The organism is Kitasatospora sp. NPDC127060 (assembly GCF_042724935.1).
Classification (GTDB): domain Bacteria; phylum Actinomycetota; class Actinomycetes; order Streptomycetales; family Streptomycetaceae; genus Kitasatospora.
This window is the reverse complement of the sequence record NZ_JBHXEG010000033.1, coordinates 40,066-55,268: the sequence shown is the minus strand read 5'-3', so window position 1 is coordinate 55,268 and position 15,203 is coordinate 40,066. Positions and strand designations below refer to the sequence as shown.

The window sequence follows — 15,203 nt, the reverse complement described above, 5'->3', positions numbered from 1 at the left end:
CGGGGACGACACAGGAAAGGGGGGCCGCGTGACGGTAGCCGTCTACCAGGCCAAGGCCGAGTTCTTCCGGATGCTCGGCCATCCCGTCCGGATCCGGGTGCTGGAGCTGCTCCAGGCCGGACCGACACCCGTCCGCTGCCTGCTCGCCGAGCTGGAGGTCGAGCCCTCCAGCCTGTCCCAGCAGCTCGCGGTGCTGCGCCGGTCCGGCATCGTCACCGCCACCCGGGACGGCAGCACGGTGGTCTACGCGCTGGCCGGCGGCGACGTCGCCGACCTGCTGCGAGCAGCCCGGCGGATCCTCACCGGGCTGCTCGCCGACCGGGACGGGCTGCTCGCAGAGCTGCGCGCGGCTGGCGACCACGGTCCGCCGGACGGAGCCTAGTCCTTCAGCAGCTCCACCAGCCCCTCCGCCAGCCGCTCGTAGTCCGCCGCCCGGTTGTACAGCTGGCCGCTGACCCGCAGCACCCCGCCGTCGGGCCCCGGCCGGACCGCGACCCGGACGCGGTGCCGCCGCCACAGCTCGGCCACCAGCGCGCGGGACGACGTGTCGGAGTCGGCCCGGCCCTCCGGCAGCCGTACGGTGCGCATCCACACTCCGGGCGTCGCGGGCAGCGGCCGCAGGCCCACCCGCTCCACCAGCACCCGCTGGCCGTACGCGGCGAGCGCGGCATTGTGCGCGGCGACCGCCCGGTGGCCCAGCTCGCGCAGCAGCTCGAAGCCGGCCGGGGCGGCCAGCCACGGGGTGTAGTCGCCGGTGCCGCGCCACTCGACGTTGGCCGGGAAGCCCCGGTGGTGCTCCCAGGACAGCGCGAGCGGGCGTATCCGGGCCGTCCACTCGGGGCGGACGGACAGCACGCCGGTAGCGCGCGGGGCGAAGGCCCACTTGTGCAGGTTGCCGAACCAGAAGTCGGCGTCGGGGTCGACCGGGTCGGCCAGCATGCCGGGCGCGTGGGCGCCGTCCACCAGGGTGGTCACCCCGCGCCCGCGCAGCTCGGCGACCAGCTCCGGGGAGGCCACGGTCCGGGCGGTGAGCGAGGTGATCCGGTCCAGGACGGCGACGGTGGTGCGCCCGTCCACGGCCGCGAGCACCGCCTCCCGGACGGCCCGCTCGTCCGGGGCGTCCAGCGGCACCTCGGCCACCACCAGTTCGGCGCCGGTCTCGGCTGCCCGGCGGGCGACGGCCTCGGTGACGGCGCCGTAGCCGTGGTCGGTGACCAGGACCCGGTCACCGGGGGCGAACGGGATGCTGTCCAGGGCGATCGCCACCGCCTCGGTCACGTTGGCGACCAGCGCCAGCCGGTCCGGGTCGGTGGCCAGCTCGGCGGCGATCCGTTCGCGGGCCCCGGCAATCCGGGCGGGCAGGTCGGCGAAGAAGAGGTCCGGGTCCAGCTCCTGTTCGGTCCGCAGCGCCTCCTGCACCCGCTGCACCGGCAGCGGCACGGCGCCGTACGAGCCGTGGTTGAGGTGCGCGGCCTGCGGCGAGACGCTGAACAGGCCCTCGGCGGCGGGCAGTGGGACCGGGGGTTCGGCGGTGCTCAGGTCATCGACCACGGCGGTACTCCCTCTCGTGATGGTGATGGTGATGGCTGATGGCGCTGGTGATGTGTGACATTTCATAGCCAGGCTACGGTTCGACCCCCGTCCCGTACACGGCTTCGGGCCGATCCGTTGAGTTCCCGGGCCCCCGACTGGGACACTCCGCGTGACCGCCGCCCGGCCCCGGGCGGCACCGCGAACGGGGAGAGCACGGGATGAAGATCGCAAGACCGGGACCGGTCGGCCAACGGCAGTGGACCCCGCTGACCGCGACCAACGCGGGGCTGGCCTTCGGGCTGGAGCTCGCCCTGCTCGCCTCGCTCTGCTACTGGGGGTTCAAGACCGGCTCCAGCCTGGCCACCCGACTGCTGCTGGGCCTCGGCGCCCCGGCCTTGGCGGCCACCTTCTGGGGCCTGTTCCTGGCCGCCGGCGGGCCGAGGTTCCGCCAGCCGCTCGGCGTGGAGATCGCGCTCAAGCTGCTCGCCCTGCTCACCGGGGCGCTCGCGCTGCACGCCGGCGGGCGGACCACCCTGGCGGTGGTCTACGCGGTGCTGGTCGTGATCAGCGTGACGGTGGAGTACACCACGCGCTGACCCCGGGCGGACCGAAGGCCCCGGACCCCTCGACGAAAAGGGGTCCGGGGCCTCGGGCGGGTGGCGCGAACTCTTCTGCACGGGTGGCGGTGTGGGCGGCGGCGCTGTTCGTGGCCGGCGGCGGGATCGGGCCGGTCGGCGCCTGCGGTGGGCAACTGGGCTGACCGGCAACGGTCATGGCGGTTCGACGGCGGAGGATCCGGTCACGTCCGATAAGCTAGAACTTCAACAGAGCTTGAAGTCAAGGAGTGGTGGCCGTGGCCGGAACCGCACCCGTCGACCTGCTCAGCGTCGGCGAGGTGGCCCGGCGCGCCGGGATCGCCACCTCCGCGGTGCGCTTCTACGAGGAGCAGGGCCTGATCTCCTCCGAGCGCTCGGCGGGCAACCAGCGCCGCTACCGGCGGCACGTGCTGCGCCGGATCTCGCTCATCCTGGTCGCCAAACGGCTCGGCATCCCGCTCTCCGAGGTCGCCGAGGTGTTCACCGGCCTGCCCGAGGACCGGATGCCGGGCAAGCACGACTGGGAGCGGATCTCCCGCCGCTGGGCCGAGCAACTACGCGCCCGCCGGATGGAGTTGGAGCACCTGGAGGACGAACTCACCGGATGCATCGGCTGCGGCTGCGTGTCGCTGCGCCGTTGCCGGGTACTCAACCCGGGCGACGAACTCGCCACCGAGGGCCCCGGGCCCCGGCTGCTGCTGCCCGCCGAGGAGCAGTAGCGGAACAGGAGCGGAGCAGCAGCGGTGGTACCCGGTCGGACGCGGCCCTCGTGAGGTTCCCCGCTGCGCCCGACCGGGGGCTCGTGGTGCGACCGGCGGGATCAGCCGGAGGACTCCTGGGCCGGGAAGTGGCAGGCCGCCTGCCGCCCGCCGGTGCCGACCACCTCCAGCAGCGGCCGCTCCGTCCGGCAGCGCGCCTGCGCCTTGGGGCAGCGCGGGTGGAAGCCGCAGCCGGTGGGCGGGTCGGCCGGGCTCGGCGGGTCGCCGAGCAGCACGATCCGCTCCCGGGCCCGCTCGGCCGCCGGGTCCGGGAGCGGGACCGCGGACAGCAGCGCCCGGGTGTACGGGTGCGCCGGGCTGCCGTACACCTCGGCCTTGTCGCCGATCTCCACGATCCGGCCCAGGTACATCACCGCGACCCGGTCGCAGACCCGCTTGACCACCGAGAGGTCGTGCGCGATGAACACGTACGCCAGGCCCAGCTCCCGCTGCAACTGCTCCATCAGGTTGACCACTTGGGCCTGGACGGAGACGTCGAGCGCGGAGACCGGCTCGTCCGCGATCACCAGCTTCGGCGAGGTGGCCAGCGACCGGGCGATCCCGATGCGCTGCGCCTGGCCGCCGGAGAACTCGTGCGGGTAGCGGTCGAGGTGCTCGGGGATCAGCCCGACCAGCTCCATCAGCTCGGCCGCCCGGCCGCGCGCCGCCGCGGCGGACGCGCCCTGCACCAGCAGCGGCTCGGAGATGATCCGGGCCACCGTCTGCCGGGGGTTGAGCGAGGAGTACGGGTCCTGGAAGACCATCTGCAGGTGCCGCCGGTGCGGCCGCAGCCGGGCCTGGGAGAGGCCGCCGATCTCGGTGCCGTCGAAGGTGACGGTGCCCGAGGTGGGGTCGAGCAGCCGGACGATCATCCGTCCGGTGGTGGACTTGCCGCAGCCGGACTCGCCGACCAGGCCCAGGGTCTCGCCCGCGCCGAGGTCGAAGCTCACCCCGTCCACCGCCCGAACCGGCGCCCCGGGCCGGCCGGTACGGCTGCGCCGCCCGGCGAAGGTCTTCACCAAGTCCCTTACGGACAGCAGTGGTTCCGCCATCAGACGGCTCCTTCCGGCACCAGTGGCAGGTGGCAGGCGGCCCGGTGACCGGCCGTGGCCGGACCGAGCGGGCCGAGCGAGGGGCGCTCGGCCAGGCAGCGGGCGTGCTCCTCGGCCGGCGCCGCGCCGGTGCGGGCGCAGCGCGGGGCGAAGGAACAGCCGGGGGCGGGGACGAGCAGCGAGGGCGGGCTGCCGGGGATGGCCCGCAGCGGGGCGTCGTCGGTGTCGTCCAGGCGCGGCAGCGAGTCCAGCAGGCCGCGGGTGTACGGGTGCGCCGGTGCGGCGAACAGCCGTTCCACCGGGGCCTGTTCGGCCGCCCGGCCGCCGTACATGACCAGCACCTCGTGGGCGACCCGGGCGACCACCCCCAGGTCGTGGGTGATCAGCACGACGCCGAGACCGCGCTCCTGCTGGATCCGGGCGATCAGGTCGAGGATCTGCGCCTGGACGGTGACGTCCAGTGCGGTGGTGGGCTCGTCGGCGATCAGCAGGTCGGGTTCGCAGGCGAGCGCCATGGCGATCATGACGCGCTGGCGCATGCCGCCGGAGAACTGGTGCGGGTACTCGTCGACCCGGCGGGCCGGTTCCGGGATGCCGACCTCGGCGAGCATCTCGACGGCCCTGGCCCGGCCGGCCTTGCGGCCCGCCCGGAAGTGCACCCGGTAGTGCTCGGCGATCTGTTCGCCGACGGTGTAGAAGGGGTGCAGGCTGGACAGCGGGTCCTGGAAGACCATCGCGATCCGTCGGCCCCGGACGGTGCCCAACTCCCGCTCCCCCAGGCCGTTCAGCTCCTGCCCGTCGAGCCGGATCGAGCCGGTGACGGCGGCGCCCCGGTGCAGGCCCATGACGGCCAGCGAGGTGACGGACTTGCCGCTGCCGGACTCGCCGACCAGCCCGAGGGTGCGCCCGGCCGCGACGGTGAAGGAGATGCCGTCCACGGCCCGGACGGTGCCGCGCGGGGTGTCGAAGGAGACCCCGAGGTCCTCGACCTCCAGCAGTCCGGTCATCAGTACCTCACTCTCGGGTCGACGTACGCGTAGAGCACGTCGACCAGCAGGTTGGCCGCGACGATGAAGAAGGCCGCGAGCAGGGTGACGCCGAGGATCACGGGCTGGTCGGAGCGGGCCAGTCCGTCGTAGAACAGCCGGCCGACACCGGGCAGGCCGAAGATCGACTCGGTGATGACGGCGCCGGCCAGCAGCCCGCCGAGGTCCATCCCGAAGATGGTCAGGATCGGCGTCGTCGCGGAGCGCAGCCCGTGCTTGACGGTCACCGTGCGGGCCGGCAGCCCCTTGGCGCGGGCGGTGCGGATGTACGGCTCGGCCATCGCCTCGATCATCGAGTTGCGACTCTGCCGGGCGTACATGGCCGCGTACAGCAGGGCCAGCGCGATCCACGGCAGCAGCAGGTTGGACGCCCAGGCCACGGGGTTCTCGGTGAACGCGTGGTACGAGGGGTAGGGCAGCAGCCCGGCCGTCCTGACCACGCCCCAGATCAGCATGATCGAGGTGAAGTAGACCGGCAGCGAGGCCGCCCCGACCGAGAGCACCATCAGGGTCCGGTCGGTGAGGCCGCCCTTGCGCAGCGCCGAGGTGACGCCCGCGCCGAGGCCCAGGATCAGCCAGAGCACGGCCGCGCCGATGGCCAGCGAGATCGACACCGGCAGCCGGTCGGTGAGGAGGTCCCAGACCGGCAGCCCGTACTCGTAGGAGTAGCCGAGGCAGGGGAAGCCGCAGTGCACGGCGCTGGGGCCGGTGCCGTAGTCGCGGCCGGCGAAGATCCCGGTCAGGTAGGCGGTGAACTGCTCCCAGACCGGCTTGTCCAGGCCCATCGCCGCCTTGACGTCGGCGAGCCGCTCGGGGCTGCAGGTCTTGCCGCAGGCGGCCGCGGCCGGGTCGTTGGGCAGCAGGTAGAAGATGGTGAAGGTGATGGCGCAGATGGCGAGCAGGATGCCCGCCACGCCGAGCAGTCGGCGGCCGAGGTAGAGGATCACGACCGGGCTCCCCGGGGGTCGAGGATGTCGCGCAGGGCGTCCCCGAGCAGGGTGAACGCGAGCACGGCGAGGAACAGGAAGGCCGTCGGGATGAGGAAGTACGTCGGGTCGGTCTCGTAGTGGACGATGCTCTCGGCGATCATCTGCCCCCAGGACGGGGTCGGCGGGCGGACGCCCACGCCGAGGTAGCTGAGCGCGGCCTCGGTGGCGATCATGCCGGGGATCAGCAGCGTGGTGTACGCGATGACCGGGCCGGAGACGTTCGGCAGGATCTCCCGGGTGAGGATGCGCCAGGAGCGGGCGCCGCCGACCCGGGCGGCCTCGACGTACTCGCGGTGCTTGAGCGAGAGGGTCTGGCCGCGCACCACCCGGGCGATGCCGGGCCAGGTGAACAGACCGATGACCAGGGTGATCAGCAGGATCCGGTTGACGTCCTTGGCCACCGACATCATCGCGATCATGAAGATCAGCGAGGGGAAGGACATCGTGAGGTCCATCAGCCGGGACAGCACGGCGTCCGTCCGGCCGCCGAAGTAGCCCGCCGCGACGCCGGCCAGGGTGCCGGTGACCACGACGACCGCGGTCGCGCTGAACGCGATCAGCAGCGACACCTGGCCGCCGTGCAGCACCCGGGCGAACAGGTCGCGGCCGGTGATCGGCTCGACGCCCAGCCAGTGCCGGGTGCTGATGCCGCCGAAGTCGCCCCTGGGCATGCCGCCCAGGTAGGCGTCCACGGCGCGCTTGTCGAACTCCTCGGGGGACCAGCCGCCGAGCGAGCTGAGCGGGCCGGCCAGCGCGGCCGCCAGGACCAGCACGCCGACCGTGATCAGGCCGAACCGGGCCGATCCGCGGGCCCACAGCTGCTGCCCCACCCGGCGCCAGGGCCCGCCTCCGGCGGCTTCCGCGGGGCCCGCCGCCACGGCGGCGGGTTCAGTGGTGACGGTCATCCTCAGCCCTTGCCCTTGGCCGGGTCCTTGAGGCCGACCACGGCCAGGTCGATCATCCCGGCGTAGCCCGAACTGCCGAACGCGCCCGCCACGTTGGTGCCGACCATCAGCGGGCGGCGCTGCCACATCAGCGGGACGGCCGGGGCCTTCTTCAGCAGTTCCTCGTCCAGCTGCTGCCAGGCCTTGTTGGCCTCGTTGACGTCCGACATGGCCGCGATCCGGTCCATCTCGTCCATCGTGGCCTGGTCCCGGAACTGGCTGAAGTTGCCCTGGTTGCCCTTCTCCTTGATGGTGCGTCCGTCGAACAGGAACGGCAGGAAGGTCGCGGCGGACGGGTAGTCCGGGCACCAGCCGTTGATGGTCAGCTCGGGAGCGTTCTTGGTGTCGCCGAGGGTGTCGGTGAAGGCGGACGGGTCCACGGTGTTGACGGTGACCTGTACGCCGACCTTGCCCAGCGACTGCTGGATCGCCTCGGCCCGGGTCTTGTCGCCGAGCGAGACGGTCAGCCCGACCTTCAGGTCGGTCTTGCCCGCGTCCTTGAGCAGGGCCTTGGCCTTCTCCGGATCGCCGGCCGCCGGGATCTTCAGCGGGTCCGCCTTGGCCCCGCCGGTCAGCGAGGGCGGGAGGTAGGAGGTCGCCACGTCGGCCATCGCCGGACCGCCGAAGGCCGTCACCTGGGCCTCGCGGTCGACCGCCCACATCATCGCCTCGCGCACCTTCGGGTCGTCGAAGGGCGCCTTGGCGGTGTTCAGGTACAGCATGTCGGTGCAGCCGGTCTGTTCGGCCGCCATCCGGGCCTTGACGTCCGCCTTGGGAAGCACCTTGGCGACCGACTCGTGCTGCATCCAGGGCATGTTGATGGCGTTGGCGTCGGCGTCCTCGCTGGCGATGATCCGGTCGTCCGCCTGGCCGCCCTTGATGCCCTCGGTGACCACGATCCGGTCCGGGTAGGCCTTGCGGACGGTGTCGGTGGCCTGGTCCCAGCTGGTGTTGCGGACCAGCACCAGCTGCTTGCCCCGGTCGTAGCTCTCGATCTTGTACGGGCCGGAGGAGAACGGCCGGGAGTCGTACTGGGTGCCCTTCTCCTGGGACTGCGGCACCGGGGAGAAGGTCGGCAGGGTGACGGTGTCGGAGAACTCGGCGACCGGGCGCTTGAGGTGGAAGACGATCGTCTTCGCGTCCGGGGTCTCGATGCTCGCCAGGTGCTCGCCGGTGAGCGGGCCCTTGTACTTCTCGCCGCCGGCCAGGTACTGGATCGCGTAGTCCGGCCCGCCGGTGAGGTCCGGGGAGAAGGAGCGCTCCACGTTGTACTTGATGTCGGCGGCCAGGATCGGGCTGCCGTCCTCGTACTTGAGGCCGTCCTTGAGCGTGAAGGTCCAGGTCTTGCCGCCGTCCGAGGACTTGCCCAGGTCGGTGGCGAGGTCCGGGACGATCTCGCTGCCGGCCGCGCCCGGCTCGGCCTTGAAGGTGGTCAGGGTGCGGTAGAGCAGCCGGGTGCCGAAGTCCATGTGCGGGACGGTCCAGTTGCGGGCCGGGTCGAGGTGGGCGAAGTCCTGGTTGGTCAGGACGGTGAGCGTGCCGCCCTTGACCGGGGTGCCGCCGATGACCGAGCCGCTCGCGGCGCCCGGCCCCTTGGTGCTGCCGGGGGCCGCGTCGGCGCCGCTGTCGCTCTTGTCGTTCTTGCAGGCCCCGAGGCCGAGGGTGAGGGTCGCCGCGAGGGCGGCGGCGAGAAGGGCATGGGTGCGCCTGGTCATGTGGCAACTCCGCTGTGGGGGGCCTGCTTTGGTCTGCGGGGCCGGCTCTGGCCGCACCGCCGTGTGACCCGTAACATAGTAATGTGAAATTGCACTGCACAAGAGGTGGCGCCCTCCGTTACCCAGCTGTGTCCCACCACCCCCAGCAGCCCAAGCCCGCCTAGGAGTTCACCGGTGACCCACCCCCAGCCCGGCCCCGCCACCGGGAGCCACGACCTCCCGGTCTCCCCCGCCCTGGACGCCTTCATGGCCACCGCCTGGGCCGCCACCCCGCTCCCCGCCGACCGACGCGTCCCCGGCTACGACCGGTTCGCCGGCCGCCGCGCCCGGCTCTCCGCCGCGTTCCCCGGCGAACGGCTGGTCGTCCCCGCCGGGCGGCTCAAGGTCCGCTGCAACGACCTCGACCACCGCTTCCGCCCGCACAGCGCCTACGCCTGGCTCACCGGACTCACCGGCGAGGATCAGGCCGACCACGTCCTCGTCCTCGAACCCACCGGCCCCGAAGGCCACGAACCGGTCCTCCACGTCCGCCCCCGGTCCCCGCGCAGCGGCGGCGAGTTCTACCGCGACCGCCGCTACGGCGAGTTCTGGGTCGGCCGCCGCCCCGACCTCGACGAGACCACCCGGCTCACCGGCGTGCGCACCGAACACCTCGACGACCTCGGCAAGTCGCTCACCGGACCACAGCCGCCCACCCGGGTGCTGGCCGGCACCGACCCGGTCGTCGACCAGGCCACCGGGCGCCGTACGGCATCCGCCGCCGACCTCGAACTCGCCGCCGTGCTCTCCGAGTTGCGCCTGATCAAGGACGACTGGGAGGTCCAGCAGCTGCAACTCGCCGTCGACCACACCGTCAGCGGCTTCGAGGACGTCGTCCGCGCCCTGCCCACCGCCCTGCGCCACCACCGCGGCGAACGCTGGATCGAAGGCGTCTTCGACCTGCGCGCCCGCGCCGAGGGCAACGGCCCCAGCTACACCACCATCGCCGCCTCCGGCGCCCACGCCTGCGTACTCCACTGGATCCGCAACGACGGCGCCCTCGACCCCGACGCCCTGCTGCTGCTCGACGCCGGCGTCGAGACCGACACCCTCTACGCCGCCGACATCACCCGCACCCTCCCGCTCAGCGGCACCTTCACCCCGGTCCAGCGGCAGGCCTACGAACTCGTCCTCGCCGCCCAGAGCGCCGGCATCGCCGCCCTGCGCCCCGGTGCCCGCTTCCGCGACTTCCACCACGCCGCCATGCGGGTCATCGCCGAAGGCCTCGCCGACTGGGGCGTCCTGCGCGTCCCCGCCGACCAGGCCCTCGCCGAGGACAACGGCCTCCACCGCCGCTACACCCTCTGCGGCAGCGGCCACATGCTCGGCCTCGACTACCACGACTGCGCCAAGGCCCGCGCCGACCGCTACGTCGACGGCACCCTGGAAGCCGGCATGGTCCTCACCGTCGAACCCGGCCTCTACCTCCAGCCCGACGACGAAACCCTCCCCCTCGAACTCCGCGGCCTCGGCATCCGCATCGAGGACGACCTCGTCATCACCGAGGACGGCGCCCACCTGATGTCCGGCGCCCTCCCCCGCACCGTCCCCGCCATCGAGTCCTGGATGGCCCAGCTGCTGAGCTGAGTCAGACCCCCCGCGCGCTCCGCCACAGGTCCGTGACGATGGCCTCCGCCGGGCCCGTACGGGCCAGCCGGTGGGCGGTGCCCGCCCAGAGGTGCATGGCGTCGGTGTCGGCCCGGCGGGTGGCGGCGGCGCGCAGCGGGGCGGTGAGGTGGTGGACCTCGGGGTAGGCGGGCGGGGCGTACGGGCCGTAGCGGTCGATGAAGGCGTTGCGCAGTCCGCGGGCGGGGCGGCCGGTGAAGGCGCGGGTGACGACGGTCTCCGGCAGTTCGGTGAGCGCGGCCCGGTGGGCGGCGGAGGCGCCGGACTCGTCGGCGCGCAGCAGCGCCGTCCCCAGCTGCACCGCGGCGGCCCCGGCCCGCAGCGCCGCCGCGATCGCCGGGCCGTCGCCCAGCCCGCCCGCGGCGATCAGCGGCAGCACGGTCACCGCCCTTACGGCGGGCAGCAGTTCGAGCAGCGGCAGCTCTCCGGGCGGGTCCGTCACCCGATGGGTGCCGCGGTGCCCGCCGGCCTCCGGGCCCTGCACGCACAGGGCGTCCATCCCGGTCTCCTGCGCCGCCCGCGCCTCCGCCGGCGTGGTGACGGTGGCGACCTGCCGCGTCCCCACCGCCCGCAAGGCCGCCGCCTCCTCGGCCGTCGGCAGCCCGAAGGTGTACGAGACGACCGGCACCGGGTCGGCGAGCAGCGCGGCGAGCTTGGCCTCCCAGTCGTCCCGGTCCGGCCCGATCTCCTCCGGCAGCTCCACCGCCCACCGCTCGGCCTCCGGCCGCAGCCGGTCCCGGTAGACGGCGACGGCGGCCGGATCCGCGGGCGGGGCCGGCACGAAGAGGTTCACCCCGTACGGCCGGCCGGTCGACTTCCGTACCGCGGCGATCTGTTCGCCCATCGCGGCGGCGCTCCGGTACCCCGCGGCGAGGAACCCCAGCCCGCCGGCCCGGTTCACCGCGGCCACCAGCTCCGGCGTCGAGGCGCCGCCCGCCATCGGGGCACCGATCACCGGAACGGCGAGTTCGGTGAGTTCGGCGAGTTCGGCGAGTTCGGCGAGTTCGTTGAGTTCGGAGAGACGCGCGGCCATCGGGGGCTCCTCACTCCGCCACGGGCACGGAACACTGCTACGGGTACGGAACTCCCTCACCCTACGCTCAGCGGATCAGCCCGCGCCCGCGCGCCTCCCGCACCGCCGCCGTCCGCGAGTCGACCCCCAACTTGGTGTAGATGTGCACCAGATGGGACTTCACCGTGGCCTGGCTCAGGTGCAGCCGCTGACTGACCTGCTGGTTGGTCAGCCCGTCCGCGACCAGCCCCAGCACCTCGGTCTCCCGGGCGCTGAGCGCCGCCGCGGGCGTCCGCATCCGCTCCAGCAGCCGGTCGGCGACGCTCGGCGCCAGCGCGCTGCGCCCCGCCGCGGCGGCCCGGACGGCCTGGGCGAGTTCCTCCGGCGGCGCGTCCTTCAGCAGGTATCCGGTGGCACCGGCTTCCAGGGCCGGGAGGGTGTCCGCGTCGCTGTCGTAGGTGGTGACCACCAGCACCCGCGGCGCGCCCGCCCGGGCGGTGATCGCGGCGGTGGCCTGGGCCCCGTTCATGGCCGAGCCGGGCCCGAACTGGAGGTCCATCAGCACCACGTCCACGCCCGGTTCCGCCGCCAGTTCGACGGCCCGCTCGGCGGTCGCCGCCTCGGCCACGATGGCGAAGTCGGGTTCGCTCTCCAGCACCGCCCGCAGCCCGGCCCGCACCACCGGGTGGTCGTCGGCGATCAACAGCCGGATCACGGGCCGGCCTCCGGGGTGACGGGCAGCTGCACCGCGAGGGCCGTCCCCTCGCCGGGTGCGGACTCCACCGTGAAGCTGCCGCCGAGCGCGCGGGCCCGGGCCCGCATCGACGGCAGTCCGAAGCCGCCGTCCGCGCCGGTGCGGCCGGCCACCGCCGCCGGGTCGAACCCGGTCCCGTCGTCGAACACGTCCAACGCCACCTCGCCCTCCATGTAGCTGAGTGTCACCTCGGCGCGCGAGGCCTTCGCGTGCCGCACGGTGTTGCCGAGCGCCGACTGCGCGATCCGCAGCAGCGCCACCTCCTGGGCGACCGGCAACCGAAGGGGGTCCCCGGAGACGTGCAGGTGGACGGGCAGTCCGCTGTGCGCGGTGGTGGTCGCACAGAGCCGCTCCAGCGCGACCGGCAGCGAATCGCCGTCCAGCGCGGGCGGGGTGAGCGCGCGGACGAACCGCCGGGCCTCGTCCAGGTTGTCCTGGGCGGCCTGGCGCGCCTGCTCCACGTACCCGGCGGCGGCGTCGGTGCGCTCGGGCAGCGCCCGCTGGGCCGCGCGCAGCAGCAGCTGGATGGAGCTGAGGCTCTGGGCGAGGGTGTCGTGGATCTCCCGGGCGAGCCGCTCCCGCTCGGCGAGGACCCCGGCCGCGTGGTGGGCGGCGGCGAGGTCGGCGCGGGCGGCGGTCAGTTCGTCGATCAGCCGGCGCCGTTCCTCGCTCTCCCGGTACAGCGCCTGGTAGCCGAGCACGGTGGCGGTGGCGACGGCCGCGCCGAGCGCGGGCCCGATCGAGGCGGCGAGGTTGAAGGAGTGCTGGTGCCAGGACCACGCGGCGATCGCCCCGAGCGCGGTGAGGGCGACGGCCGTCAGCCCGCCGCGCCGCCCGAGCAGGTGCAGTTCCAGGAAGTACAGCGGGAAGGCCAGCCACACCCCGTCCTGGGTGGCGACCAGCACGCCCGCCCAGGTCACGCCGAGCAGCGCCAGCCAGAGCGCCGCGCCCCGGCGGGAGCGGTGGACGGCGGCCAGCTTCGGCCCGACGGCGTACACGGCGGCCATCGCGGTGGCCGCGGCGGCGACGGCCGCCGGGTCCCCGCCCCGGTCGACGAAGGCGGCCCGGGCCACCGCGAGGGCGAGCAGGCCCGCCACGAGCAGGTGCAGGCAGAGCCGGAGGACGCGGGCGACGGGTGTGGTTCTGGATCGTTCGGTCGCCATCCCTCCAGCTTAAGTTCCGCGTTCTGAGCCCGGCATCAATCAAAAGGTTGAACTCCGCTTCTGCCCTTTGATGCCCAGGATGCAATCCCGGGCCCGATGCCCCGGCCACCCCGTTTCGGGGAGCGTGGCAACGTCACCGGCTCCGCTGCCGGCGGCAACGTCACCGGCCCCGCTGCCGGTGGCAACGTCCCCAGTCCCGCTGCCGCAGGAAGGCCCACCGTGTTCGTCGCCTGGAGGGATCTCAGGTTCGCCAAGGGGCGGTTCGCCCTGATGGGAACCGTCATCGTGCTGATCACCGTCCTGGTCGGCCTGCTGTCCGGACTGACCGCCGGACTCGGCCGGCAGAACATCTCCGCGATCACCGGCCTGCCCGCCGACCACCTGGTGTTCTCCAAGCCCGCCGACGGGCAGGAGCTGAACTTCACCGACTCCCAGCTCACCCCCGACCAGTGGCAGGCCTGGACGCGCGAGCCCGGCGTCACCTCCGCCCAGCCGCTCGGCATCACCACCACCAAGGCCGCCGCCGGCACCCGCACCGCCGCGCTCTCCGCCTTCGGCGTCCCGGACGGCTCCGACCTGGCCCCGCAGGGCGACCGGATCGCCCCCGGCCGGGCCGTGCTGTCCACCACGGCCGCCGAGAAGCTCGGCAACCTCGCCCCCGGCGCCGACTTCACCGTGGCCGGGCACCGGCTCACCGTCGCCGCCGTAGCCGGCGACGCCGCGTACAGCCACACCCCGGTGATCTGGACCAGCCTCGGCGACTGGCAGCAGTTCGCCCCCGGCGGCGCCGGCCACGCCACCGTCATCGCCCTGCACACCGGCAAGGGCGCCGACCTCGCCGCCGCCGACACCCGCCACGGCACCGTGACCCGAACCCGCGACGACGCCCTCGCCGCGATCGGCTCCTACACCTCCGAGAACGGCTCGCTCCAGCTGATGCGCGGCTTCCTGTTCGCCATCTCCGCCCTGGTGATCGGCGCCTTCTTCACCGTCTGGACGATCCAACGCAGCGGCGACATCGCGGTGTTGAAGGCCCTCGGCGCCTCCACCCGCTACCTGCTGCGGGACGCCCTCGGCCAGGCCGTACTGCTGCTGGTGCTCGGTACGGCCGTCGGCACCGCGATCGCCTCCGGCTTCGGCGCGCTGCTCGGCTCCGCCGTCCCCTTCGTCCTGGACGCCCCGACCGTCCTGCTGCCCGCCGTCGTCATGATCGCCCTCGGCGCGATCGGCGCGGCCCTGTCCATCCGCCGGATCACCTCCGTCGACCCGCTGACCGCCCTGGGGAGCGCCCGATGAGTCTCGACCTCGACCGCATCACCTTGACCTACCCGGACGGTGACGGCCGGCTGACCGCCCTGGACGACGTCTCGCTGACCGTCCCCAAGGGCTCCATCACCGCCGTGGTCGGCCCCTCCGGCTCCGGCAAGTCCAGCCTGCTGGCGGTGGCCGCCACGCTGATCAGCCCGGACACCGGCCGGGTCGTCGTCGACGGCACCGACACCGCCGGCCTCGGCCGCGCCGAACTCACCGCCCTGCGCCGCACCAGGATCGGCATCGTCTTCCAGCAGCCCAACCTGCTGCCCTCGCTCACTGCCGCCGAACAGCTCCAGGTGATGGCCCACCTGGACGGCCGCTCCCCCCGCGAGGCCCGCACCCGCGCCCTGGAACTCCTCGCCGCCGTCGGCCTGCGCGACCAGGCCGCCCGCCGCCCCCACCAGCTCTCCGGCGGCCAGCGCCAACGCGTCAACATCGCCCGCGCCCTGATGAACGACCCCACGGTGCTGCTCGTCGACGAGCCCACCAGCGCCCTCGACCACGAACGCGGCGCAGCGGTCCTGGAGTTGATCACCGAGCTGACCCACCGCCGCGCCACGGCCACCGTCCTGGTCACCCACGACCGCACCCATCTGACGGCCGTCGACCAGGTCGCCGAGGTCCATGACGGCCGCCTGACCCTGCCGGCGGCGGTGGCCTGA

The 15,203-nt window shown here is 73.6% G+C and carries 15 protein-coding genes; 6 read left to right on the top strand and 9 right to left on the bottom strand.

Features of this window, described 5'->3' with window-relative positions:
- The first annotated feature begins 28 nt into the window (after window positions 1-28).
- Window positions 29-382 carry an ArsR/SmtB family transcription factor gene (locus ACFWIS_RS19880; RefSeq protein ID WP_380456529.1) on the top strand — a complete coding sequence of 118 codons (354 nt, stop codon included), beginning with the start codon at window positions 29-31 and terminating at the stop codon, window positions 380-382.
- Here ACFWIS_RS19880 and ACFWIS_RS19875 read toward each other — a convergent pair.
- Window positions 379-1,551 carry an aminotransferase class V-fold PLP-dependent enzyme gene (locus ACFWIS_RS19875; protein ID WP_380456531.1) on the bottom strand — a complete coding sequence of 391 codons (1,173 nt, stop codon included), beginning with the start codon at window positions 1,549-1,551 and terminating at the stop codon, window positions 379-381. The two genes, ACFWIS_RS19880 and ACFWIS_RS19875, sit on opposite strands and share 4 nt — an antisense overlap.
- A 200-nt stretch (window positions 1,552-1,751) precedes the next feature.
- On the opposite strand from ACFWIS_RS19875, the gene ACFWIS_RS19870 reads away from it, so the two are divergent.
- Complete coding sequence (locus ACFWIS_RS19870) at window positions 1,752-2,129, top strand: YrdB family protein (protein ID WP_380456533.1); 378 nt, start codon at window positions 1,752-1,754, stop codon at window positions 2,127-2,129.
- Between the two features lie 257 nt (window positions 2,130-2,386).
- On the top strand, window positions 2,387-2,848 hold the full coding sequence (soxR, locus tag ACFWIS_RS19865) for a redox-sensitive transcriptional activator SoxR (RefSeq protein WP_380456535.1): 462 nt from the start codon (window positions 2,387-2,389) through the stop codon (window positions 2,846-2,848).
- A 101-nt stretch (window positions 2,849-2,949) separates the two neighbouring features.
- Here the strand turns inward: soxR and ACFWIS_RS19860 are convergent, their stop codons facing one another.
- Genes ACFWIS_RS19860 through ACFWIS_RS19840 form a run of 5 tightly spaced genes read right to left on the bottom strand, consistent with a single transcriptional unit; the run spans window position 2,950 to window position 8,633 of the window.
- The gene (locus ACFWIS_RS19860) at window positions 2,950-3,939 is read right to left on the bottom strand and encodes an ABC transporter ATP-binding protein (protein WP_380456537.1); all 990 of its coding nucleotides are present in this window, start codon (window positions 3,937-3,939) and stop codon (window positions 2,950-2,952) included.
- Window positions 3,939-4,946: an ABC transporter ATP-binding protein gene (locus ACFWIS_RS19855; protein ID WP_380456539.1), complete on the bottom strand. Its 1,008-nt coding sequence runs from the start codon at window positions 4,944-4,946 to the stop codon at window positions 3,939-3,941. The genes ACFWIS_RS19860 and ACFWIS_RS19855 overlap by 1 nt, the downstream gene beginning before the upstream one ends.
- A complete protein-coding gene (locus ACFWIS_RS19850; protein ID WP_380456541.1) occupies window positions 4,946-5,932 on the bottom strand; it encodes an ABC transporter permease in 987 nt (328 codons plus the stop codon). Before ACFWIS_RS19850 ends, ACFWIS_RS19855 begins: the two co-directional genes overlap by 1 nt.
- Complete coding sequence (locus tag ACFWIS_RS19845; RefSeq protein WP_380456543.1) at window positions 5,929-6,879, bottom strand: ABC transporter permease; 951 nt, start codon at window positions 6,877-6,879, stop codon at window positions 5,929-5,931. Before ACFWIS_RS19845 ends, ACFWIS_RS19850 begins: the two co-directional genes overlap by 4 nt.
- 2 nt (window positions 6,880-6,881) lie before the next feature.
- The gene (locus ACFWIS_RS19840; RefSeq protein WP_380456545.1) at window positions 6,882-8,633 is read right to left on the bottom strand and encodes an ABC transporter substrate-binding protein; all 1,752 of its coding nucleotides are present in this window, start codon (window positions 8,631-8,633) and stop codon (window positions 6,882-6,884) included.
- A gap of 174 nt (window positions 8,634-8,807) precedes the next feature.
- On the opposite strand from ACFWIS_RS19840, the gene ACFWIS_RS19835 reads away from it, so the two are divergent.
- Complete coding sequence (locus tag ACFWIS_RS19835; protein ID WP_380456547.1) at window positions 8,808-10,259, top strand: aminopeptidase P family protein; 1,452 nt, start codon at window positions 8,808-8,810, stop codon at window positions 10,257-10,259.
- A 1-nt stretch (window position 10,260) separates the two neighbouring features.
- Here the strand turns inward: ACFWIS_RS19835 and ACFWIS_RS19830 are convergent, their stop codons facing one another.
- The 3 genes from ACFWIS_RS19830 to ACFWIS_RS19820 all read right to left on the bottom strand — a co-directional run bounded on the left by ACFWIS_RS19830 (window position 10,261) and on the right by ACFWIS_RS19820 (window position 13,227).
- Window positions 10,261-11,331 carry an NAD(P)H-dependent flavin oxidoreductase gene (locus ACFWIS_RS19830; RefSeq protein ID WP_380523934.1) on the bottom strand — a complete coding sequence of 357 codons (1,071 nt, stop codon included), beginning with the start codon at window positions 11,329-11,331 and terminating at the stop codon, window positions 10,261-10,263.
- 67 nt (window positions 11,332-11,398) lie between these two features.
- A complete protein-coding gene (locus tag ACFWIS_RS19825) occupies window positions 11,399-12,025 on the bottom strand; it encodes a response regulator transcription factor (RefSeq protein WP_350507111.1) in 627 nt (208 codons plus the stop codon).
- Window positions 12,022-13,227 carry a sensor histidine kinase gene (locus ACFWIS_RS19820; protein ID WP_380456551.1) on the bottom strand — a complete coding sequence of 402 codons (1,206 nt, stop codon included), beginning with the start codon at window positions 13,225-13,227 and terminating at the stop codon, window positions 12,022-12,024. Before ACFWIS_RS19820 ends, ACFWIS_RS19825 begins: the two co-directional genes overlap by 4 nt.
- A gap of 219 nt (window positions 13,228-13,446) precedes the next feature.
- On the opposite strand from ACFWIS_RS19820, the gene ACFWIS_RS19815 reads away from it, so the two are divergent.
- Together ACFWIS_RS19815 and ACFWIS_RS19810 are read left to right on the top strand one after the other, a co-directional pair.
- Window positions 13,447-14,523 carry an ABC transporter permease gene (locus tag ACFWIS_RS19815; protein WP_380456553.1) on the top strand — a complete coding sequence of 359 codons (1,077 nt, stop codon included), beginning with the start codon at window positions 13,447-13,449 and terminating at the stop codon, window positions 14,521-14,523.
- Entirely contained in the window at window positions 14,520-15,203 is a 684-nt protein-coding gene (locus tag ACFWIS_RS19810) for an ABC transporter ATP-binding protein (protein ID WP_380456555.1), read from the top strand. The genes ACFWIS_RS19815 and ACFWIS_RS19810 overlap by 4 nt, the downstream gene beginning before the upstream one ends.

What these genes read in the sequence shown, in the direction of transcription:
- ACFWIS_RS19870 (WP_380456533.1), top strand. Translation starts at nt 1,752, where the DNA reads ATGAAGATCGCAAGACCGGGACCGGTCGGCCAACGGCAGTGGACCCCG.
- ACFWIS_RS19830 (WP_380523934.1), bottom strand. Translation starts at nt 11,331, where the DNA reads ATGGCCGCGCGTCTCTCCGAACTCAACGAACTCGCCGAACTCGCCGAA.
- ACFWIS_RS19860 (WP_380456537.1), bottom strand. Translation starts at nt 3,939, where the DNA reads ATGGCGGAACCACTGCTGTCCGTAAGGGACTTGGTGAAGACCTTCGCC.
- ACFWIS_RS19820 (WP_380456551.1), bottom strand. Translation starts at nt 13,227, where the DNA reads ATGGCGACCGAACGATCCAGAACCACACCCGTCGCCCGCGTCCTCCGG.
- ACFWIS_RS19840 (WP_380456545.1), bottom strand. Translation starts at nt 8,633, where the DNA reads ATGACCAGGCGCACCCATGCCCTTCTCGCCGCCGCCCTCGCGGCGACC.
- ACFWIS_RS19845 (WP_380456543.1), bottom strand. Translation starts at nt 6,879, where the DNA reads ATGACCGTCACCACTGAACCCGCCGCCGTGGCGGCGGGCCCCGCGGAA.
- ACFWIS_RS19810 (WP_380456555.1), top strand. Translation starts at nt 14,520, where the DNA reads ATGAGTCTCGACCTCGACCGCATCACCTTGACCTACCCGGACGGTGAC.
- ACFWIS_RS19855 (WP_380456539.1), bottom strand. Translation starts at nt 4,946, where the DNA reads ATGACCGGACTGCTGGAGGTCGAGGACCTCGGGGTCTCCTTCGACACC.